16 protein-coding genes are annotated in these 18326 nt (G+C 69.6%); 5 read left to right on the top strand and 11 right to left on the bottom strand.

All coding sequences use genetic code 11. The features are described from left to right. Positions 1 to 22 precede the first annotated feature (22 nt). The 3 genes from MRBLWO12_RS11610 (at position 23) to MRBLWO12_RS11600 (ending at position 3325) form a co-directional block, all read left to right on the top strand. On the top strand, positions 23 to 1600 hold the full coding sequence (locus MRBLWO12_RS11610) for an amidohydrolase (protein WP_363555606.1): 1578 nt from the start codon (positions 23 to 25) through the stop codon (positions 1598 to 1600). Next, positions 1597 to 2775 (top strand): M20 metallopeptidase family protein, encoded by a 1179-nt coding sequence (locus MRBLWO12_RS11605; protein ID WP_363555604.1) that lies wholly within the window; start codon positions 1597 to 1599, stop codon positions 2773 to 2775. Before MRBLWO12_RS11610 ends, MRBLWO12_RS11605 begins: the two co-directional genes overlap by 4 nt. A 148-nt stretch (positions 2776 to 2923) precedes the next feature. After that, positions 2924 to 3325, top strand: coding sequence for a hypothetical protein (locus MRBLWO12_RS11600; protein WP_363555602.1), 402 nt, complete (start codon positions 2924 to 2926; stop codon positions 3323 to 3325). Positions 3326 to 3349: 24 nt separating this feature from the next. On the opposite strand, the gene MRBLWO12_RS11595 is transcribed toward MRBLWO12_RS11600, so the two are convergent. Next, positions 3350 to 3697 (bottom strand): hypothetical protein, encoded by a 348-nt coding sequence (locus MRBLWO12_RS11595; protein ID WP_363555600.1) that lies wholly within the window; start codon positions 3695 to 3697, stop codon positions 3350 to 3352. Positions 3698 to 4017: 320 nt separating this feature from the next. On the opposite strand from MRBLWO12_RS11595, the gene MRBLWO12_RS11590 reads away from it, so the two are divergent. Continuing rightward, entirely contained in the window at positions 4018 to 4503 is a 486-nt protein-coding gene (locus MRBLWO12_RS11590) for an FBP domain-containing protein (RefSeq protein WP_363555598.1), read from the top strand. Between the two features lie 195 nt (positions 4504 to 4698). On the opposite strand, the gene MRBLWO12_RS11585 is transcribed toward MRBLWO12_RS11590, so the two are convergent. The 4 genes from MRBLWO12_RS11585 to MRBLWO12_RS11570 are packed head-to-tail and all read right to left on the bottom strand — an operon-like array spanning position 4699 to position 10157. Further along, positions 4699 to 7032, bottom strand: coding sequence for a glycoside hydrolase family 3 protein (locus MRBLWO12_RS11585; protein ID WP_363558593.1), 2334 nt, complete (start codon positions 7030 to 7032; stop codon positions 4699 to 4701). Between the two features lie 29 nt (positions 7033 to 7061). After that, positions 7062 to 7952, bottom strand: a complete 891-nt coding sequence (locus tag MRBLWO12_RS11580; RefSeq protein WP_363555596.1) for a carbohydrate ABC transporter permease — start codon at positions 7950 to 7952, stop codon at positions 7062 to 7064. Continuing rightward, on the bottom strand, positions 7949 to 8887 hold the full coding sequence (locus MRBLWO12_RS11575; RefSeq protein ID WP_247631202.1) for a carbohydrate ABC transporter permease: 939 nt from the start codon (positions 8885 to 8887) through the stop codon (positions 7949 to 7951). Before MRBLWO12_RS11575 ends, MRBLWO12_RS11580 begins: the two co-directional genes overlap by 4 nt. Next, on the bottom strand, positions 8868 to 10157 hold the full coding sequence (locus MRBLWO12_RS11570) for an extracellular solute-binding protein (RefSeq protein ID WP_363555594.1): 1290 nt from the start codon (positions 10155 to 10157) through the stop codon (positions 8868 to 8870). Before MRBLWO12_RS11570 ends, MRBLWO12_RS11575 begins: the two co-directional genes overlap by 20 nt. Positions 10158 to 10321: 164 nt before the next feature. Between MRBLWO12_RS11570 and MRBLWO12_RS11565 the strand changes: the two genes are divergently transcribed. After that, a complete protein-coding gene (locus tag MRBLWO12_RS11565; protein WP_363555592.1) occupies positions 10322 to 11332 on the top strand; it encodes a LacI family DNA-binding transcriptional regulator in 1011 nt (336 codons plus the stop codon). Between the two features lie 58 nt (positions 11333 to 11390). Here the strand turns inward: MRBLWO12_RS11565 and MRBLWO12_RS11560 are convergent, their stop codons facing one another. From MRBLWO12_RS11560 to MRBLWO12_RS11535, 6 genes are all read right to left on the bottom strand, one after another. Next, positions 11391 to 12236, bottom strand: a complete 846-nt coding sequence (locus MRBLWO12_RS11560) for a PaaX family transcriptional regulator C-terminal domain-containing protein (protein ID WP_363555590.1) — start codon at positions 12234 to 12236, stop codon at positions 11391 to 11393. Then, the gene (locus MRBLWO12_RS11555) at positions 12233 to 13522 is read right to left on the bottom strand and encodes a kynureninase (RefSeq protein ID WP_363555588.1); all 1290 of its coding nucleotides are present in this window, start codon (positions 13520 to 13522) and stop codon (positions 12233 to 12235) included. Before MRBLWO12_RS11555 ends, MRBLWO12_RS11560 begins: the two co-directional genes overlap by 4 nt. 1 nt (position 13523) lies before the next feature. Further along, positions 13524 to 14564, bottom strand: coding sequence for an amidohydrolase family protein (locus tag MRBLWO12_RS11550; protein WP_363555586.1), 1041 nt, complete (start codon positions 14562 to 14564; stop codon positions 13524 to 13526). Beyond that, entirely contained in the window at positions 14564 to 15421 is an 858-nt protein-coding gene (locus tag MRBLWO12_RS11545; RefSeq protein ID WP_363555584.1) for a tryptophan 2,3-dioxygenase, read from the bottom strand. The genes MRBLWO12_RS11550 and MRBLWO12_RS11545 overlap by 1 nt, the downstream gene beginning before the upstream one ends. A 104-nt stretch (positions 15422 to 15525) precedes the next feature. Beyond that, the gene (locus MRBLWO12_RS11540; RefSeq protein ID WP_363555582.1) at positions 15526 to 17244 is read right to left on the bottom strand and encodes an amidase; all 1719 of its coding nucleotides are present in this window, start codon (positions 17242 to 17244) and stop codon (positions 15526 to 15528) included. 43 nt (positions 17245 to 17287) lie between these two features. Then, complete coding sequence (locus MRBLWO12_RS11535) at positions 17288 to 18316, bottom strand: agmatine deiminase family protein (protein WP_363555580.1); 1029 nt, start codon at positions 18314 to 18316, stop codon at positions 17288 to 17290. Between the last annotated feature and the right edge of the window lie 10 nt (positions 18317 to 18326).

The raw sequence follows: 18326 nt of genomic DNA, 5'->3' as shown, positions 1-18326 counted from the left end.
ACGAACGGGTGGGAGATCCGGCATGACACACACGCTGTTCACGAACGCGAAGGTCTTCACGGGAGAGACCGAGACGAGCTTCGCCTCGGCGTTCCGCATCACCGATGGCCTGATCGACTGGGTCGGCGATGCGGGTGAGGTTTCGGACGAAGCGGGCATCGACCTGGGCGGGCGCACGGTGCTGCCCGGCCTCATCGACAGCCACACGCATCCGGCTCTGATCGCCGGGACCGCACCGGCGGCGGAGTGCTTCCCGCCCGCCGTGACGTCGGCGGACGATCTGGTCGCTGTGCTGCGCGCTCATGCCGACGCCCTTGCCGACCCCGAGGCCTGGGTGCTCGGCCGCGGATTCGACGACACCAAGTTCCCCGGGCGCCGTATGCCGACCGCCGCGGATCTCGACCGGGTGAGCACCACACGCCCGGTGCTGGTGTGGCGCTGCGACGCGCACTCCGCGGTGTGCAACACCCGTGCGCTCGAGATCGCCGGCATCACGGCGGACACCGTCGATCCGGAGGGGTCGCGGTTCGAGCGCGACGCGGAAGGACGGCCGAACGGAGTGCTCACCGAGATCGCCGCGGTCGGCGCGGTGGCCGCCTTCATCCCCGCCCCCACCCGTGACGCGCAGATCGATGCCGTGGTCGCCCTCGGCGAGGAGCTCGCCTCGCGCGGCATCGTCGCCGTGTGCGATCTGCTCTCCAGCCGGATCGACGACCCGGTGGCGACGTTCCGCGCGGCGGTCGAGCGCGGCCTGCGCACCCGCGTCGCGCTGTACCCCGGGTGGGACCCCGCCGCACCTCTCGCGGATCTCGTCGAGGGCGATCGCGAAGGCCAGATCCGCGTCGCCGGCGTGAAGGTGGTGCTCGACGGCGCCTACTCCAACCGCACCGCGTGGGTGCACGAGGCGTACCCGGAATCCTGCGATCACGGTCTGCGCCTGGTCGACGACGCCGACGTGCTGGCCGCGGCCGACTGGGCCCGCCGCAATCACGTGCAGCTCGCGGTGCACGCGATGGGCGACCGCGCGCTCGACCGCGTGGTCGAGCTCTTCGCCGAGGCGGAGCCGTGGCTCGACGGCATCCCCTCGGTGCGCATCGAGCACGCGACGATCGTGAGCGACGACTACCTCGCCCGCCTCCGCTCCGCCCGCATGCGCTTCGGCATCGCCACGCACACCGTGTTCTTCTTCGCCGAGTACGACGGATACGAGAAAGCGCTGCGTGCCGAGCAGGTGCCGGATGCGTATCCGATCGCGCGCCTGTACGCGGGTCTCGACCCGCTCGCGCTGTCGTCCGACCGGCCGGCCACGGCCTGGAGTGGAGCGGATGACGTGATGCTCTCGGTCGAGGCCGCAGTGCGGCGGCGCACCTACAACGGCATCGACTTCGGTCCTGAGGCGGCGATCACGGTGCCGCAGGCTCTGCTGTTGTATACGGGGCGCGCGCGACTGCTCTCGCCGCTGGAGGGGGTCGGTCAGCTGGCGCCGGGATTCGACGGCAGCTTCGCGGTGCTCGACCGCGACGTGTTCACGGTGCCGGACGACGAGATCTCCGGGGTGCGCGTCGCCGAGACCTGGATCCGCGGGGAGCGTGTCTCATGACCCGGTTCGATACGGCGGCCGCGGCGTTGCGGGATCGTCTCATCGCATTGCGGCGAGAGCTGCACGGGGCCGTCGAGGTCGGCACCGATCTGCCCCGGACGCAGCGGATCATCCTGCGGGAGCTCGCCGACCTCGATCTGGAGATCTCGGTCGGCACCGCGCTCTCGTCCGTCACCGCCGTGCTCCGGGGCGGTCTGCCGGGGCCCGTCGTGCTGCTGCGCGGGGACATGGACGGACTGCCGATCACGGAGGCATCCGGACTCGACTTCGCGGCGCAGGGCGCGGCGATGCACGCGTGCGGACATGACCTGCACATGGCCGGTCTGCTCGGCGCCGCGCGGCTGCTCGCGGCACAGCGTGACGAGCTCCCCGGCACGGTGGTGTTCATGTTCCAGCCCGGCGAGGAGGGGCAGGCGGGCGCGCGCCTCATGATCGACGAGGGCGTGCTCGACGCCGCGGGTGAGCGACCGGTCGCCGCCTATGCGATCCACGTCGACAGCGCGGTGCCGGCAGGGCAGCTCGTGGTGCGCGAAGGAGCGATGATGGCCAGCGCCAACGCGCTGCAGATGGTCGTGCGCGGCAGCGGAGGCCATGCCGCCTTCCCGCACCTCGCGATCGACCCCGTGCCCGTGGCCGCGCAGCTCATCCTGGCGGTGCAGACCTTCGCCGCACGGCGGCTTCCGGCCACGGACCAGGCCGTGATCTCGATCACGCGGCTGTCGAGCGACTCCGAGGCGAGCAACATCCTGGCGGCGAGCGTGAGCCTGGAAGCGAACATCCGCACGCTCTCGACCGCGACACTCGATGTCGTGCGTGACGAGCTGCCGGCGCTGTTGCGCGGCATCGCCGAGGCGAACGGCTGCACGCTCGACACGACCTTCATCGCGTCGTATCCGGTCACCTACAACGACCCCGCAGAGACGCGCGAGGTGATCGCCGTGCTCGACGAGCTCGTCGGCGTCGAGCGCGTCATCCGGCGGGAGGCGCCGTACATGGCGTCGGAGGACTTCTCCTATGTTCTGGAGGAGGTGCCCGGCACCCTGGTGTTCCTCGGCGCTGCCGGCGAGCGATCCGTGCCGCTGCACTCCGACGACGCGGTCTTCGACGACGGCGTGCTCGCCCTGCAGGCTACGGTGCTCGCCGAGCTCGCCTGGCGGCGTCTCGCGCGCGGCTGACAGGGCCCGCGTCAGCGAGGGCACGGGGCACTGTCGGAGCGCGGTGATCCCGCCCATCGACGTGGGTGGCGCAGCGGACTACCCTGGCGACAGGCGGGTGGTCCGGCCCGCGATCATGAGGCGGAAGCCACGAGGGAAGCGGTGTGCGATGGACTCGATGATGATGGATGAGATGTCGAAGAGCATGAAGGCGATGCCCGACATGGCGGCGATGGACATGTCGGTCATGCAGGCCTGCATGGATGCCTGCGCGGCGTGCGAACAGGCGTGCACGGTGTGTTCGACTCAGATGATGGACTGCTCGCCGGCCTGCATGAACTGCGCGGACATGGCGAACACCATGATGCGCTCGATGATGCGGATGCAGGGGATGACCCCCGCGTCGATGATGGCGATGCTCGATGCCTGCATCGCGATGTGTCAGACGTGCATGGACGAGTGCATGATGCACGCGGACGACAGCGACGTCTGCCGGATATGCGCTCAGGCGTGCAAGGCGTGCATGGACGCCTGCATGGCGATGCGGTCGATGATGATGGCGTCGGCCTGAGCCGAGCCGATCACCACTTCCTGATCAGAGCGCGGCGACGTTGAACTGCGTGCGCCCGACGGACAGCACGCCGTAGCGGCGGTGCAGCGCCACAGGTGTGCCCGGGGCAGCCTCGAGAGCAGCGCCCGCGCTGTTCCAGAGCGCGTGGGCGTCTCCGTCGAGCGTGCGCACCACGAGCTCGCCGCCTGTGGCATCCGCCGACTCGACGATGCCGTCCACCCACTCGGCCGGCGTGGCCGAGGCGATCCGCGCCTGGATCAGGTGCAGTGCGTGCCCGGGGGCGAAGGACGAGCATCCGTGTCCCTGCGCGCACATGCAGGCCGAACGCTCGCGCACCGAGGTGGGTGAGAGGCGATTCAGCGGCGTGGACACGGGGTCTCCTTCGTGAGCGGATGTTCCCGCAAGAGTAGGTCGGCTCCTCGCGGGAGGGAACCCGCCGTGACACGAGGCGAAACAAATCCCGGGCGTGTCCTCGGGTGTAAACTCGCCGGGTGCTGTTTTCGATGAGTGCCCGTGTGGCGCAGAGGGGAGCTGCAGGCGCATCCCGCGCCGGCGGCAGAGGCTGACGACCAGCCGGAGGCGGAACACCCGTCCCCGGAGCCGCGTCGTACCCGGTGTCCGTTCGGATGCCGTCCTCTCCTTGTCATCCCGCTCGCCTTTCTCGGCGAGCATCGTACGAAAGCACTCATCCCATGCGTCCCATCGACGAGCGCGCCATCCGCGCCTCCTTCCGCAACGCCTCCCGCAAAGAGGCCTCCGACCTGAACCTTCCCGCTGGCTTCCGCGACATCGACTTCAGCCGGTTGGACTACCTCGGCTGGTCCGATCCCAAGTCGCCCCGACGCGCCTACGTGCTCGTCGAGGTCGATGACATCCTCACCGGCGTCCTGCTGCAGCAGGCGGAGCAGCGCGTGATCGCCCGGGCCCAGTGCTCGTGGTGCGACGACGTGACGCTGCGCAACGACGTGCAGCTGTTCACCGCGCGCAAGAGCGGTCCCGCCGGTCGCAAGGGCGACACCGTGGGCACGCTCGTGTGCGCGAACTTCGAATGCTCGGTGAACGTGCGTCGGCTGCCGCCGCTGGCCTACCCCGGCTTCGACCGTGAGGCCGCGCGGGACCAGCGCATCCTGCGCCTCGGCGAGCACGTGCGGGCGTTCGTCCACGCGCTCGACGCCTGAGACAGGAGCTCCGGGTCCCCGATGGGCTCAGCAACCCCTGGGTCCCTGAGCCTGTCGAAGGGCTGAGCCTGTCGAACCCCGGGGTCCCTGAGCCTGTCGAAGGGCTGAGCCTGTCGAACCCCTGGGTCCCTGAGCCTGTCGAAGGGCTGAGCCTGTCGAACCCCTGGGTCCCTGAGCCTGTCGAAGGGAGAGTAGTCAGGCTGTCGGCACGATCTCGATGGTGGTCGCCGTCTCCTCGTGGTCGCACGCCTCGCCGACCCAGAGCCGGATCCGCCCCGGCTCCACTCGACGGATGCCGTCGGTGCCGGTGAACGCGAGGCGCTCGGTGGGAACCGCGAACTCGACGCGCCGTTCCTCGCCGGGCGCCAGGCGCACGCGCCGGAATCCGACCAGCTGCGCCACCGGGCGCGCCACGCTCGCGACCTCGTCGTGGGCGTAGAGCTGCACGACATCCGTTCCCTCTCGCGAGCCGGAGTTGCGCACCAGCACCGATGCGCGGAACTCCCCTCCCGCCGGCACCGAGGCATCGGCCGTCAGCCGTTCGTGCGTGAAGCTCGTGTACCCGAGCCCGAAGCCGAACGGCCGCGCCGGCGTGGGATCGACGCTGGTCACATCCGTGCGCCCGCCCAGAGCGGGATGCAGGTACGAGTACGGCTGCGCCCCTGCCGAGCGCGGCAGCGACACCGGCAGGCGACCCGACGGCGACACGAGACCGCTCAGCACGGCGGCGATCGCCGGTCCCCCCTCCTCGCCGGGGAAGAACGACTGGAGCACCGCCGCGGGAACGAGCCGCTCCGTCCGCACAGGGCCGACGGCAGCGGCAGGGGAGTTCACCGAACCGAGCCCCGCGGTCGCACCGGCTGTGGTCTCGCGGTGCGGCAGCGTCCAGTCCAGGGCGTACGGCCGCCCGGTGAGGGTGACGACCACGACCGGCGTTCCGGTCGCGACCACCGCTTCGATCAGCTCGCGTTGCACGCCGGGAAGCTCCAGGGAGTCGACGTCGTTGCCCTCGCCCACCGTGCCGCGCCCGAACAGTCCCGCGCGGTCGCCGATCACGACGAGCGCGACATCGGCCGCAGCGGCATCCGCCACCGCGGCCGGGAATCCGCTGCGGTCCTCGCCCTCGACCTCGCACCCCACGCTGTGGGTGATCGTGGACAGGGGGAGCTCGGCACGCAGCCCGTCGAGCAGGCTCGGCAGTGCGATGCCGGCCGGCACATCCGGATGGTGCGCCAGCACGTGGTTCACGAAGGAGTAGCAGCCCATGAGCGCCTCAGCGCTGTCGGCGTTCGGTCCGATCACGGCGATGCGCGAAGACCCGGACGGATCGAGCGGAAGCACGCCGTCGTTGCTCAGCAGCACGATCGACTCCTCGGCCAGGCGGCGGGCGAGAGCGCGATGGGCGGGGGAGTCCAGGTCGATCGAATCGGGTGCGGTGACGTCTGCAGCCGTGAAGTCCGTGTCGAGCAGGCCCAGCTCCTCTTTCTGAGCGAGCACGCGTCCGACGGCGCGGTCGAGGATGCCCTGGTCGAGCGACCCCTCGCGCACCTGCGCGGCGAGGGTCGTGTACGCGTCGGGTGACGGCAGTTCGACGTCGATCCCGGCCGTGATCGCCAGAGCAGCGGCCTGCGCCGGGTCCGCCGCGACGTGGTGCATGCTGCGCAGGAAGTCCACGGCGAAGTAGTCCGAGACCACGACCCCGTCGAATCCCCAGCGCTCTCGCAGCACCTCGTCGAGGTAGTACGGATCGGCGGCGACGGGCACTCCGTCGATGTCGGTGTAGGAGTTCATGACGCTGCGCACCCCGCCTTCGCGCACCGCCATCTCGAACGGCGGCAGCAGCACGTCCTCGATCTCGCGGCGACCCGCGGACACCGGGGCGTGGTTGCGACCGGCGCGCGATGCCGAGTACCCGACGAAGTGCTTGAGGGTCGCATGCACGCCCTCCGACTGCATGCCGCGCACGTAGGCGGTGCCCACGGTGCCGACCACGAGCGGGTCCTCCGAGATGCACTCGTCGACGCGGCCCCAGCGCGGGTCGCGGACGACGTCGAGCACCGGGGCGAGTCCCTGATGGATTCCGAGCTCCCGCATCGACGATCCGATCGCACGTCCCACCTCTTCCACCAGGTCGGGATCGAACGACGCGCCCCAGGCCAGCGGAGTGGGGAACGTGGCCGCCTTCCACGCGGCGAGCCCGGTCAGGCACTCCTCGTGCACCAGGGCGGGGATGCCGAGGCGGGTCTCCCGCTGCAGGCGCGCCTGTTCGCTCCAGAGCCACTGCGCGCGCTCGATCGGATCGACCGGACGGGTGCCGTACACGCGGGTCAGATGCCCGATCCCGTCGGCGGTCGCCTCTTCGTAGCGCGTGGACGTCTTCTTCTCGCCGGCCATCGGGGCGACGAGGTCGTCACCCTGATCGACCCAGAAGCCGACCAGCTGCGCCTGCTTCTCCTCCAGCGTCATCTGCTCGAGGAGGTTCTCGACGCGGTCGGAGAATCGGGGTCGGGATGTGGAGGACACGTCCATCTCTTTCTGTGGGGATTCGACCGACATGTTCAACCCTTGACGGCGCCGGTCAGGCCGCCGACGATGCGACGCTCGAACAGGCTGAAGAAGATCAGCGCAGGGATCATCGACAGCGAGGTGAACGCCAGCACCTTCGCCGTGTCGACCGAGTACTGCGATGCGAACGACTGCACGCCCAGCGGCAGTGTGAACGCCGCGGCGTCGTTGAGCACGAACAGCGGCAGGAGGTACCCGTTCCAGCTGCCGATGAAGGCCAGGATGCCGGTCGTGATCACTCCGGGGATCGACAGGGGCAGCACCATCCGCCAGAAGAAGCCGATCCGGCTGCATCCGTCGATGAAGGCCGCCTCCTGGATCTCGTCGGGGATGGCGCGCAGGAACGGCACCAGGATGATGATCGTGGTCGGCAGCGCGAACGCGATCTGCGGCAGGATGACCCCGCCGAGCGAGTTCATCAGGCCGAGGTTGCGCACCACGATGTACAGCGGGGTGATCGCGACGGTCAGCGGGAACATGAGCCCGGCGGCGAAGAACGCGTAGAGCACTCCACGCCCCGCGAACCGATACCTGGCCAGCACATACGCGGCCATCAGCCCGAGTGCGACCACGCCGATCGTGGTGGCGAGTGCGACGATCGTGGAGTTGAGCACCTGCCGCCAGAACACCCCGCCGGTGATGACGTCGAGGTAGTTCGACAGGATCCACGGCTGCGGCAGACCAGACGGGTCGGTCGTGATCTGGGCGTTCGTGCGGAACCCGCCGATGATGATGTACGCGATCGGGGCCAACATGAGCCCGACCACGATCAGCGCCACGAAGTACACGGTGGGGTTGGCCCAGGGCAGTCGTGCCCGTGCCGGTCGGTCCGGACGTCCAGGCCGCGCCGGCCGTTGCGTGACGAGTAGCGAGGTGGCGGTCATGCCCTGGTCCTCTTCTTCCGTGCGGGGGCGCCGGTGAGAGCGCCGTCGGTGTCGCGCTTGAGCACAGCGCGCTGATAGATCAGCGCCACCACGAGCGAGATGAGGAACAGCACCACCGCGACCGCGTTGCCGTATCCGAAGTTGCCGGCGTTGCGCCCCTCGGAGACCATGTAGGTCGCCATGGTCGAGGTGCCGGCGGTGGAGGCGATGTACTGCCCCCAGATGATGTAGACGAGATCGAACAGCTGCAGCGAGCCGATGATCGACAGGAACGCCCAGATGCGCAGCGTCGGAGCGAGCAGCGGCAGCGTGATGCGCCACTGGATCTGCCAGTATGAGGCGCCGTCGATCGCCGCGGCCTCGTGCAGCTCCTCGGGAATGCCCTGGAGGCCGGCGAGGAAGAGGATGACGGCGAAGCCGACGTACTTCCAGGTGATGATCACCATCAGCGTCCAGATGGCGATGTCGGGATTCGACAGCCAGTCGTTCGCGAGGAAGCCGAGTCCCATGTTCTTCAGCAGGTCGTTGAACGCCCCGCTCGTCTGCAGCATCAGGCTCCACCCCGTGCCGACCACGACTTCGGAGATCACATACGGGATGAAGATCAGCACGCGGATGAGCGACTGCCCGCGCATCCGCCGATTGAGGAGAAGTGCCAGCAGGATCGCCGCCGGCCCCTGCAGCACGAGGGAGAAGACCAGGATGAAGCCATTGTGCGCGAGCGCATCGTGGAACAGCGGATCCTGCAGGATCGTCAGATAGTTCTTCAGACCCACGAAGTCCGTCGGCGGACCGTAGCCCTGCCAGCTGAAGAAGCCGTAGTAGGCCGCCATCAGCACCGGGAAGATGACGAAGGCGAGGAAGACCAGGAGGGCGGGCCCGGCCAGAAGGATGACTTCCAGCCGGGCGGCCGCCTTATGCCTTGGCTGCGGCATCCTGGACGGCCTTGACGATGTCCTCCGGGGTTCCCTGACCGGCGAGCATGTTGACCACGGCGACGTTGAGCGCGTTGCCCACGTTCTGTCCGTAGACGGTGTCGAGCCACTGCGACGCGTACGGTGCCGCGTTGTACGCCTCGAGGATCGACTGCAGGTACGGCTCGGTCACGGCCTCCTGCGCGACGGTGTTGACCGGGGGAGCGTTGAAGGCCTTGTAGTAGGCCGTCTGCACCTCTGACGTGCCGAGGTAGTTCAGGAAGTCGACACAGGCATCAGGCGCATCGACCGAGCACGAGTATCCGTCGACGCCGCCCATCATCGATCCGGGCTGGCCTTCGCCGCCCTCGACCTCGGGGAACGGGAACCAGGCCAGGTCGGCCAGCGGCTTCTGGTCGGGCGTCAGCGATCCGATCACACCGGGGTTCCAAGCGCCCATGAGTTCCATGCCGGCCTGGTGGTTGGCGATGAGTCCCGCCGAGCTGCCTGCACCCTGCTGCGCGGTGGTGGTGAGGAAGCCGTCGTTGAACGGCTCGGTGTCGGCGAACGCCTGCAGGTCTTCTCCCGCGCGCACCCAGCACTCGTCGTCGAAGTTCATCTCGTCGGCGGCCTTGGCGAGGGTGTCTTCGCTGCACTCGCGCAGCGCGAGCCAGTAGTACCAGTGCGCGGCGGGCCAGGCATCCTTCGCGCCCAGGGCGATCGGCGCGATTCCTGCTGCCTTCAGCTTCTCGGTCGCCGTCTCGAGCTCGTCGAGCGTGGCGGGGTTCTCGGTGATGCCCGCCTCATCGAACAGATCCTGGCTGTAGAACAGGCCGCCGGGGAGCACGGCCACCGGCATCGCGTATCGCTTGCCGTCGAGGCTGTTGGCGGAGTACGCCGCGTCGGGGATCTCCTCCGCCGCGGGGCCGCTGATCACGTCGGTCAGGTCCTTGAGCTGACCGGCCTTCACCATGGCCGCCATCTTGCCGCCGCCGCGCTGCAGGAAGATGTCGGGAGCGTCGCCGGAGTTGAGCGCCGTCTGGAGCTTGCCGTCGAGGTCCTCGTTCTGGATCGACTGGATGTCGATCGTGACCCCGGGGTTCTCCTTCTCGAAGGCGGCGACCGTGTCTTCCCAGAACTTGACCCCGGGGCCGGTGGTGGAGTTGTGCCAGAGGGTCATCGCCGAATCCCCGCCCTCTTCCGGGGTGCTGGCTGTGCACCCGCTCAGAGCGAGTGCCCCGACGGCTGCGAGTGCGGCCGCGGAGACCAAGGAACGCCGTGTGCTGTTCATGTGATCGTTCTCCTCATCGAGAGTTGTGCGCCGCATCGATGCAGGCGCCGCGGCAGCAAGGTGAGACCGCGTCGGGATGCAGTCTGATCCCGTTGCCGAGAGTCGTCAAACGTTTTCGAAAACAGTTTCCATTGTGAGGACACTCGCGGATACGCTGAGCAATCATGAGCGGGAGAACCACGATCCACGACGTCGCACAGGCGGCAGGAGTCTCGGTGTCGACGGTCTCGAAGGCCGTCAACGGGCGCTACGGGATCGCGGATGCGACGGTCAAGCGCGTGCTCGACGTCGTGCAGGAGCTCGGCTACGAATCGAGCCTGGTCGCCAGCAGCATGAGGGCCCGCCGCACGGGTGTCATCGGGGTGCTCCTGGCCGGCTTCGAGCCGTTCAGCGCCGAGATCCTCAAAGGTGTCGGAGCCGCGGTGAACGACACGGCCGTCGACCTGCTGGCGTACAGCGGGTCACGGCACGGCCAGGGCGAGGGGTGGGAGCGGAGATCGCTCAGCCGGCTCTCCGGCACGCTCATCGACGCGGCGATCATGGTCACACCCACCGTCGTCGGCGCGTCGACCGGGATCCCCGTCGTCGCGATCGATCCGCACACGGGTCGTGCGGATCTGCCGACCGTCGAATCCGACAGCTTCGGCGGTGCACTGACCGCGACCCGGCATCTGCTCGAACTCGGACACCGCCGGATCAGCTTCCTCGGCGGGAGACCCGACCTCCGCTCCGCCGGCCTCCGTGACGCCGGGTATCGCCGCGCGCTCTCCGACGCCGGCATCCCCGTCGACCCCGACCTGATCCGCGCGGGGCGTTACGAGCTCGAGACGACGAGGGATTCGGCCCGGTTGCTGCTGGCGGGACCGTCGCGCCCGACGGCCGTCTTCGCGGCGAACGATCTGTCGGCCATCGCCGTGATCGAGGTGGCGCACGAGCTGGGGTTGCGCGTGCCGGAAGACCTCTCCGTGATCGGCTTCGACGACGTGCCCGAAGCGTCGCGCCGAGCCCTGCCTCTCACGACGATCCAGCAGCCGATGCGCCGGCTGGGGAGTGTCGCGGCCGAGATGGTGTTCACGCTCCTCGCCGGGCAGCCCGTCGAGGAGATGCACGTGACATTGCCGACGCGCCTGGTCGTGAGGGCGACGACGGCGGCGCCGAGCCCAGGCGCGGCGTGACGCTGCTGTCCCTCGCCCGCGATGTCGCAGGCCGAGGCGTCGTACGAGGCCCGCGGGCTCAGCGGTCGGTGACCGCGTGCACGTGCGCGAGCGCGGGCGCGGCGAGCGCTGCCGACAGCCGCGCGAACTCGTCGAAGCTGCGACGTCCCGGCCAGTCGGCGGGCAGCATCGACGGCGGAAGGCCGGGGTCGACGTAGGGGAGCACCCGCCAGCTGTCGATCAGCTGCACGTAGGCGGCGAACGGTTCCGCGGGAAGGGCCTCGAGTGAGCGTTGGAACACGTGGTGCTCGGCGCGCAACGCCTGCAGATCCCACCACTCGGCTGCTGCGTCGACCAGGGGAACGGCTGTCTGCGGAGCGCCGGCCTGGAACAGCGTGACCCACCGGCGCGCGTCCAACTCATCGAGGAGCAGCTCGACCTCGCCCTGCAGGTGTCCGGGACACATCCACAGCGCCGGCGAGACGGTACCGGCCCCGATCCACTGCAGCCGCCGGCGCAGCTGATGACGCACGCTGCGTGCGCTCTCCGGGATCGAGAACGAGATCAGGCACCACGGATCCTGGTCCTGCATCTCGCGCATCGCGAAGATGCGTCGGTCGCCGCGCTCCAGCATCGGCACGGCGGCGGGATTCAGGCGGTAGCCGATCGCGTCTTCGCGCTCCGCGAGCAGGAGTCCCTTCTGCTTCAGGCGTGTGATGCCGGTGCGCGCCTGCGCCGTGGGGATGCCGAGATCGTCCGCGAGCGCGACGAGGTCGGCCGCCGAGATCCAGCCGCCGAGCGGACGCAGGAACAGCCCGATGAGTGTGCGCAGCAGCGATGCGGTGCTGCCGGGGCGCGCATCGATGTCGTCGAGCACTCCGGGTGCCGCCGGTGCGTCGACTGTCGTGTGCGCCTCGGTGGTCATGCGCGCAGAGCGTCGCGGATGGCGAGCACGCCCGTCACGGTCTCGACGTGCGAGGTGCTCAGGGGTGAGAGTCCGAGTCGGATGCCATCGGGGAAACGGAAGTCGGGGATGATCCCGTCCGCCCACAGCCGCTGCGTCACCGCACGGAAGTCCGGATGCCCGACCGTGACGTGCCCGCCGCGGAGGGCTGCATCACGAGGACTCAGCAGCCGCACGCCCAGCGGTGAGAGCACCTCGTCGTAGGCCTCGACGGCGAGGTCGGTGAGGGAGACCGATTTGGCGCGGATCTGCGCGATCGACGACTGCTCGATCAGGTCGAGCATTCCCTGCATCGCGAGCATCGACGTCACGGGCGGCGTGCCGCTGAGCAGCTGACGGATGTCGTCGGCCGGCACGTACTCCGGTCCCATGGCGAAGATGTCGGCGGCGCTCCACCAACCCTGGATCGGCTGGCGCAGCACGCCCTGCAGATCACGGCGCAGATACGCGAAGGCCGGGGAACCGGGCCCGCCGTTCAGATACTTGTAGGTGCAGCCCACGGCCATGTCGACACCCCAGTCGTCGAGCTGCATCGGGATCACGCCCGCGGAATGGCACAGGTCCCACATCATCAGGGCTCCGGCCGCGTGGACAGCATCCGTGATCGCCGGCATATCCGCGAGAGCGCCGGAGCGGTAGTCGACGTGACTGAGCGAGACCAGGGCGGTGCGCTCGGAGACGACGGCCGCGACATCGTCGACCGTGACGCCGTGCACCGGGTCCGGTTCGAGCCAGCGCACGGTCATGCCGGTCTCGGCGGCGACACCGGCGACCAGGAAGCGGTCGGTCGGGAAGTTGCCGGCCTCCATCACGATCTCGGTGCGGGAGGTCTCGACGTCGGGTCCCTGAGCTTCGCCGGTGGGTCCCTGAGCTCTGCCGGTGGGTCCCTGAGCCTGTCGAAGGGCCGCACGCAGCAGCTTGTAGATCAGCACGCTGGTCGAATCGGCGACCACGGTCTGGCCGGGCGCGGCTCCGAGGGCGACCCGGCCGATCCGGTCGCCGAGCTCCATGGGCAGTGCCATCCACTGCTCGTCCCACGAGCGGATCAGCCGAGTGCCCCAGTCTTCGCGCACGAAGGCGGCGAGCTTCTCGGGGGTGTCGCGCAGCGGTCGTCCGAGGGAGTTGCCGTCGAGGTACGCGGTGACGCCCGGGGCGTCGGCGAAGGCCGCGAGATGCGCGTGCAGCGGGTCGGCGGCGTCGAGGGCGCGGGCGCGGTCGAGCAGGCGGGTGTCGAGGGAGTCGGTCATGTCACACCTTCAGATCGGCGGGGGTGAGCGGGCGGGCGAGCGAGGGGTCGGCGGTCGCGGGGGAGCGGCCGGGCAGGAGGAGCAGCAGCGCGGACGCGTCGCGGGGGTCGCATGGCGCGAGCGCACGCAGGAGCGCCGCGTCATCGAGGCCGGCGTCGCGGAGTGCCCGGAGCTCGGCACCGTTCAGGCCGACGGGCGTGGGGCCGTTGCCCATGTCGGTGCCGTAGCGCACGGTGCCGCCCGCCGTGTGGAAGCGTCGGACGTTGTGGATGGCGACGGTCAGGTCTGCGCCGCTGTGGATCGCGAGCGTCGAGATCCAGGAGACGGATGCCGCCTGCTCGGCGATCTCGTCGTCGCTGAGGCGTTCGGTGAACGGGGCGTGCGCGAGGCGACGGGCACCCAGGCGGGCGACGCGCTGCGCCTCGCCCTGGCCTTCGGCATGAGCTGTGACGTCGAGGCCGCGCTCCGCAGCGAGCTCGACGATCAGGCGGAACAGTGCGTCGTCGAACACCAGACCCGCGTGCGCGTTGCTCGCGACCTTGATGCAGGAGGCGCCGGCATCCGCCATCTCCCTCACGGCTCGGGCGGCTGACGCGGCGTCGCCGACCTCACGCACCGAGCCCCCAGGGGCCCAGTCGCGGTCGGACGGGTAGCCGCTGGGCGGGGTGAGGAAGGCGCCGGCGAAGACGATCTCTGGTCGGTGTGGTGTTCGTAACTCCTCAAGAACAGCGGCTCTGGGGGCGGAGGTCGCCCCCGAACCCGCGCGGGGCGAGTTCATTGAGGAGTTGTGAACCGCGAGCTGCGCCACGACCTCGGGATTCGCGCCGAGGTCGACCACCCGGCCGAGCGCCGAGCCGGCCAACAGCGTGTGGTCGACGAGCTGCAGGTGCACGTGGTGGTCGGTGTATCCGCCGACGATCACGCCGTCGAGTCGAGGCGCGTCGGCGGGGGCGGGTTCGTCGCGCAGCAGCAGTCGCCCGTCGACGAGGCCGATGGCGCCCTCGCGCCATTCCTCGCCGTCGAAGAACGTCGCCGCGAACATCAGCCGCCGATCTCCGTGCGCACCGTGTACAGCTCCGGGAAGAACGTGAGGTCGAGGGCGCGCTGCAGGAAGCCGACGCCGCTCGAGCCCCCGGTGCCGACCTTCATGCCGATCGTGCGGGCCACGGTCTTCAGGTGCCGGAAACGCCAGAACTGGAAGTTGTCCTCGAGGTCGACCAGGTCCTCGCACGCCTCGTAGAGATCCCAGTTCTCCTGGTGGTTCTGGTAGATCTCACGGATCGCGGGCACGAGCGAGGGTGTCTCCCGATAGGGCTCGCGCACGTCGCGGTCGAGGATCTCGGAGGGGATCGGGAGGCCGCGGCGCGAGGCGTAGCGCAGGAACTCGTCGTACAGCGTGGGCTTCTCCCACTCGGCTGTCAGCAGTGCGAGGTTGGCGGGGTGGTCGCGGAAGACGCTCAGCATCTTCTCGTTCTTGTTTCCGAGGGCGAACTCCACCGCGCGATACTGCACCGACTGGAACCCGGAGGAGCTGCCGAGCGCACCGCGGAACTGCGCGTACTCGGTGGGCGTGAGGGTCGCGAGGATCGCCCATTGCTGCGTCATCACGTCCTGAATGCGCTTGACGCGGGCGACTCGCTTCAGGGCTTCGCGCAGATCGTCACTGGCCAGGAGCTCGCGGGCGGAGGACAACTCGTGCAGGAGCTGCTTGAGCCAGAGCTCGGTGGTCTGGTGCTGGATGATGAACAGCAGCTCATCGTGGTGCTCGGGAACGCTGACCGGGTTCTGCGCGGTGAGCAGCTGGTCGAGCGACAGGTAGGAGCCGTAGGTCATGCGGCCGGACATGTCGGTGACGATGCCGTCTTCGAGTGCGCGCTCGTTCTGCTGCTCGGTGCTCATGCGTTGAACATATCATGATCGTGTCGAGCGTCAGAAGTATGAAATGTTCGTGGCTCGGTGCCTCCACGATGCGCCGGGGCGCTGCGCTCAAGACCGCAGTGGGCCTACGGCAACGCCGGCGTGCACGGTGGCGGTACGCGCCGCTCGCCCGGAGCACCGATCGCCTCGAAGCCCGCAGCGAGTCGCAGCAGTGCGGAGTCGTCGTAGGCCCGTCCGGCGAAGGTGAGTCCGATCGGCATGCCGATGTCGCGCATCACGCCCATCGGCACCGTGACGGTCGGGATACCGAGGTGGCGTATCGCGAGGTTGCCGTTCGCGATCCAGACGCCGTTGCGCCAGCCGAGGTCGGCGGATGCCGCGTTCACGTCCATGTCGGCCGGCCCCACGTCCGCCACGGCCGGGAAGACGATTGCGTCGAGTGCGAGCTGGTCCATCCAGGCCTCCAGGTCGAGACGACGAGTCTCCTCCAGTCCCCGCAATCCGGCGGCGAGCTCGGGCATGTCCTCGATGCCGGTGCCGGGGTGGTTGCGCACCCAATCCGGATACTCGGCGATGTCGTCATCGAATCCGGTGTAGCGATCGGGCAGCGCGCCCGCCGGATGCGGGAAGATTGCCGCGCCGTCCACGTCCGCGAGGGTGTGCAGCACAGGGTCGCCGTTCGCCTGCAGGAAGTCCTCCCACCCCCACGCCGAGAGGTCGACGATCTCCTGTTGCAGGTACTCGGGCGAGACGAGTCCGCGGGTCGCGATGGTCGGAGCGCCTGGACGGTCGCCTTCGTAGTTCGACACCACGGGGAAGTCGATCTCCACCACGGTCGCCCCGGCCGCTTCGAGGTCGCGCCGCGCGGCCTCCCAGCGCTCCACGATCGATGCCCGCGTCTCGATGCGCTGCCCGGTCGGTCCGCCGATACCGGGATGCTCCGCCGTTCCCGCATCCGGATCCGCGTTGATGTACATGCGAGGGATGCCGATGCGAGCTCCGGCGAGGGCGCTCGCCGCGTCGGTCTGGAGCGCCGGGTACGACTCCGGCCGCACCGAGGAGGCGGTCGGCAGCGCGACCCAGGGCTGCGTGCGCCAGAAATCGCCGCGGGTCTCGACGTCGTCGGCCACGATCACATCGAGAACTTCGAGCAGGTCGGCCATGCTGCGGGCGTGCGGCACCACCACGTCCATGGTCGGCACCAGCGGCCAGTTGCCGCGCACCGAGATCACCCCGCGCGAGGGCGTGTACGCGCACAGGGCGTTGTTCGTGGCGGGGCCGCGACCAGACGACCAGGTCTCCTCGCCGAGGCCGAAGGCCGCGAAGCTCGCGGCCGTCGCCGTGCCGGAGCCGTTGGATGAACCGGAGGCGAACGGGGCCGTCAGCCAGTCGGCCGAGTACGGGCTCTCGGCCCTGCCGTAGACCCCGCGCTGCATGCCGCCGTTCGCCATCGGGGGCATGTTCGTCAGGCCGAGGCAGATCGCCCCTCCCGCGCGCAGTCGTGCGATGGTGAAGGCGTCGCGCTGCGCGACCAGCCCCGCGAAGGCAGGGCTGCCGGCCGCGGCGGTGAGCCCGCGCACCAGGTAGCTGTCCTTCGCGGTGTACGGGATGCCGTCGAGCGGGCCGTGCGTTTCGCCGCGCGCGCGTCGTGCATCCGATGCCGCCGCCTCGGCGCGGGCCTCCGGGTTCGCGACGATCACGGCGTTCAGTGCGGTCGCTGTGCCGGGGGCGTCGTAGGCCGCGATGCGGGCGAGATATGCGTCGACCAGCTCGACCGCCGTCGCCGCGCCCGATTCGAGCGCCGTGCGCAGCTCGGCGATGGTCGCCTCGGTCACCTCGAACATCGGGTCTCCTTCGAGTCGCAGGGTCGGTTCGGTCCGGTCGTGATCAGAGCGCGGGCTGCTGCTGCGTGATGCAGTGGATGCCGCCGCCGCGGTCGAACAGCGGGCGGGCGTCGACCGTCACCACGCGACGCCCGGGGTAGGCGCCGGTGAGGATCTCTCGCGCCACGGCATCCGCCTGCTCGTCTCCGAAGCCGCACGCCACCACGCCGTCGTTCGTCACGAGGTGGTTGACGTAGCTCCAGTCCACCGGCCCCTCCTCGTCGCGCAGCGTGGCCGGGGCGGGGAGGTCGATGATCTCGAAGCGGCGGCCGGCGGCATCCGTCTGCTCCGACAGGAGCGCGCGCAGGTCGCGGGTGACGGCGTGGTCGGGGTGATCGGGGTTCTGCTGGTCGTGGAGCAGCAGTCGCCCCGGCGACACGATCGTGGCGACGATGTCGACGTGGCCGTTGGTGCCGAAGTCGTCGTAGTCGCGGGTGAGTCCGCGGGGCAGCCAGACGGCCTTCGTCGCGCCGATCGTGCGTGCCATCTCTGCTTCGACGCGCTGTCGATCGGCGTAGGGGTTGCGGCGCGGATCGAGCTGCACGGTCTCGGTGAGCAGCACGGTCCCCTCGCCGTCGACGTGGATGCCGCCGCCCTCGTTCACGAGCGTCGAGCTCACGAGCTCGGCCCCGACGGCGTCGGCGATGATGCGCGCATGCTGGGCGGCCTTGCGCCACTCGGCCCACTCGGGCGCTCCCCAGCCGTTGAAGATCCAGTCGACCGCGCCGAGCGTGCCGGGGCGCTCGTTGTCGAGCACGAACGTCGGTCCGGCATCGCGCATCCAGAACTCGTCGACGGGGGCTTCGATGATCTCGATGCTCCCGCTCAGCATGCGCCGGGCGCGGGCGATCTCGCTCGGATCGACCAGCATCGTGACCGGCTCGAACTCGGCGACCGCATGGGCTACGGCTGTCCAGGTCGCGTAGCCCTCCTCGCGGGCGGCATCCGTGCCGCCGAGGGTCTCGCCCTCCGCGGGGAACGCCATCCAGGTGCGCTCGTGACGTGCGGTCTCCGCAGGCATGCGCCAGCTCATGGGGATCTCC

Origin of the sequence: Microbacterium sp. LWO12-1.2 (genome assembly GCF_040675875.1) — a bacterium.
In the GTDB taxonomy this organism is placed as follows: domain Bacteria; phylum Actinomycetota; class Actinomycetes; order Actinomycetales; family Microbacteriaceae; genus Microbacterium.
Note: the sequence above shows the minus strand (reverse complement) of the source record. Positions and strands in the feature narration are given on the sequence as shown.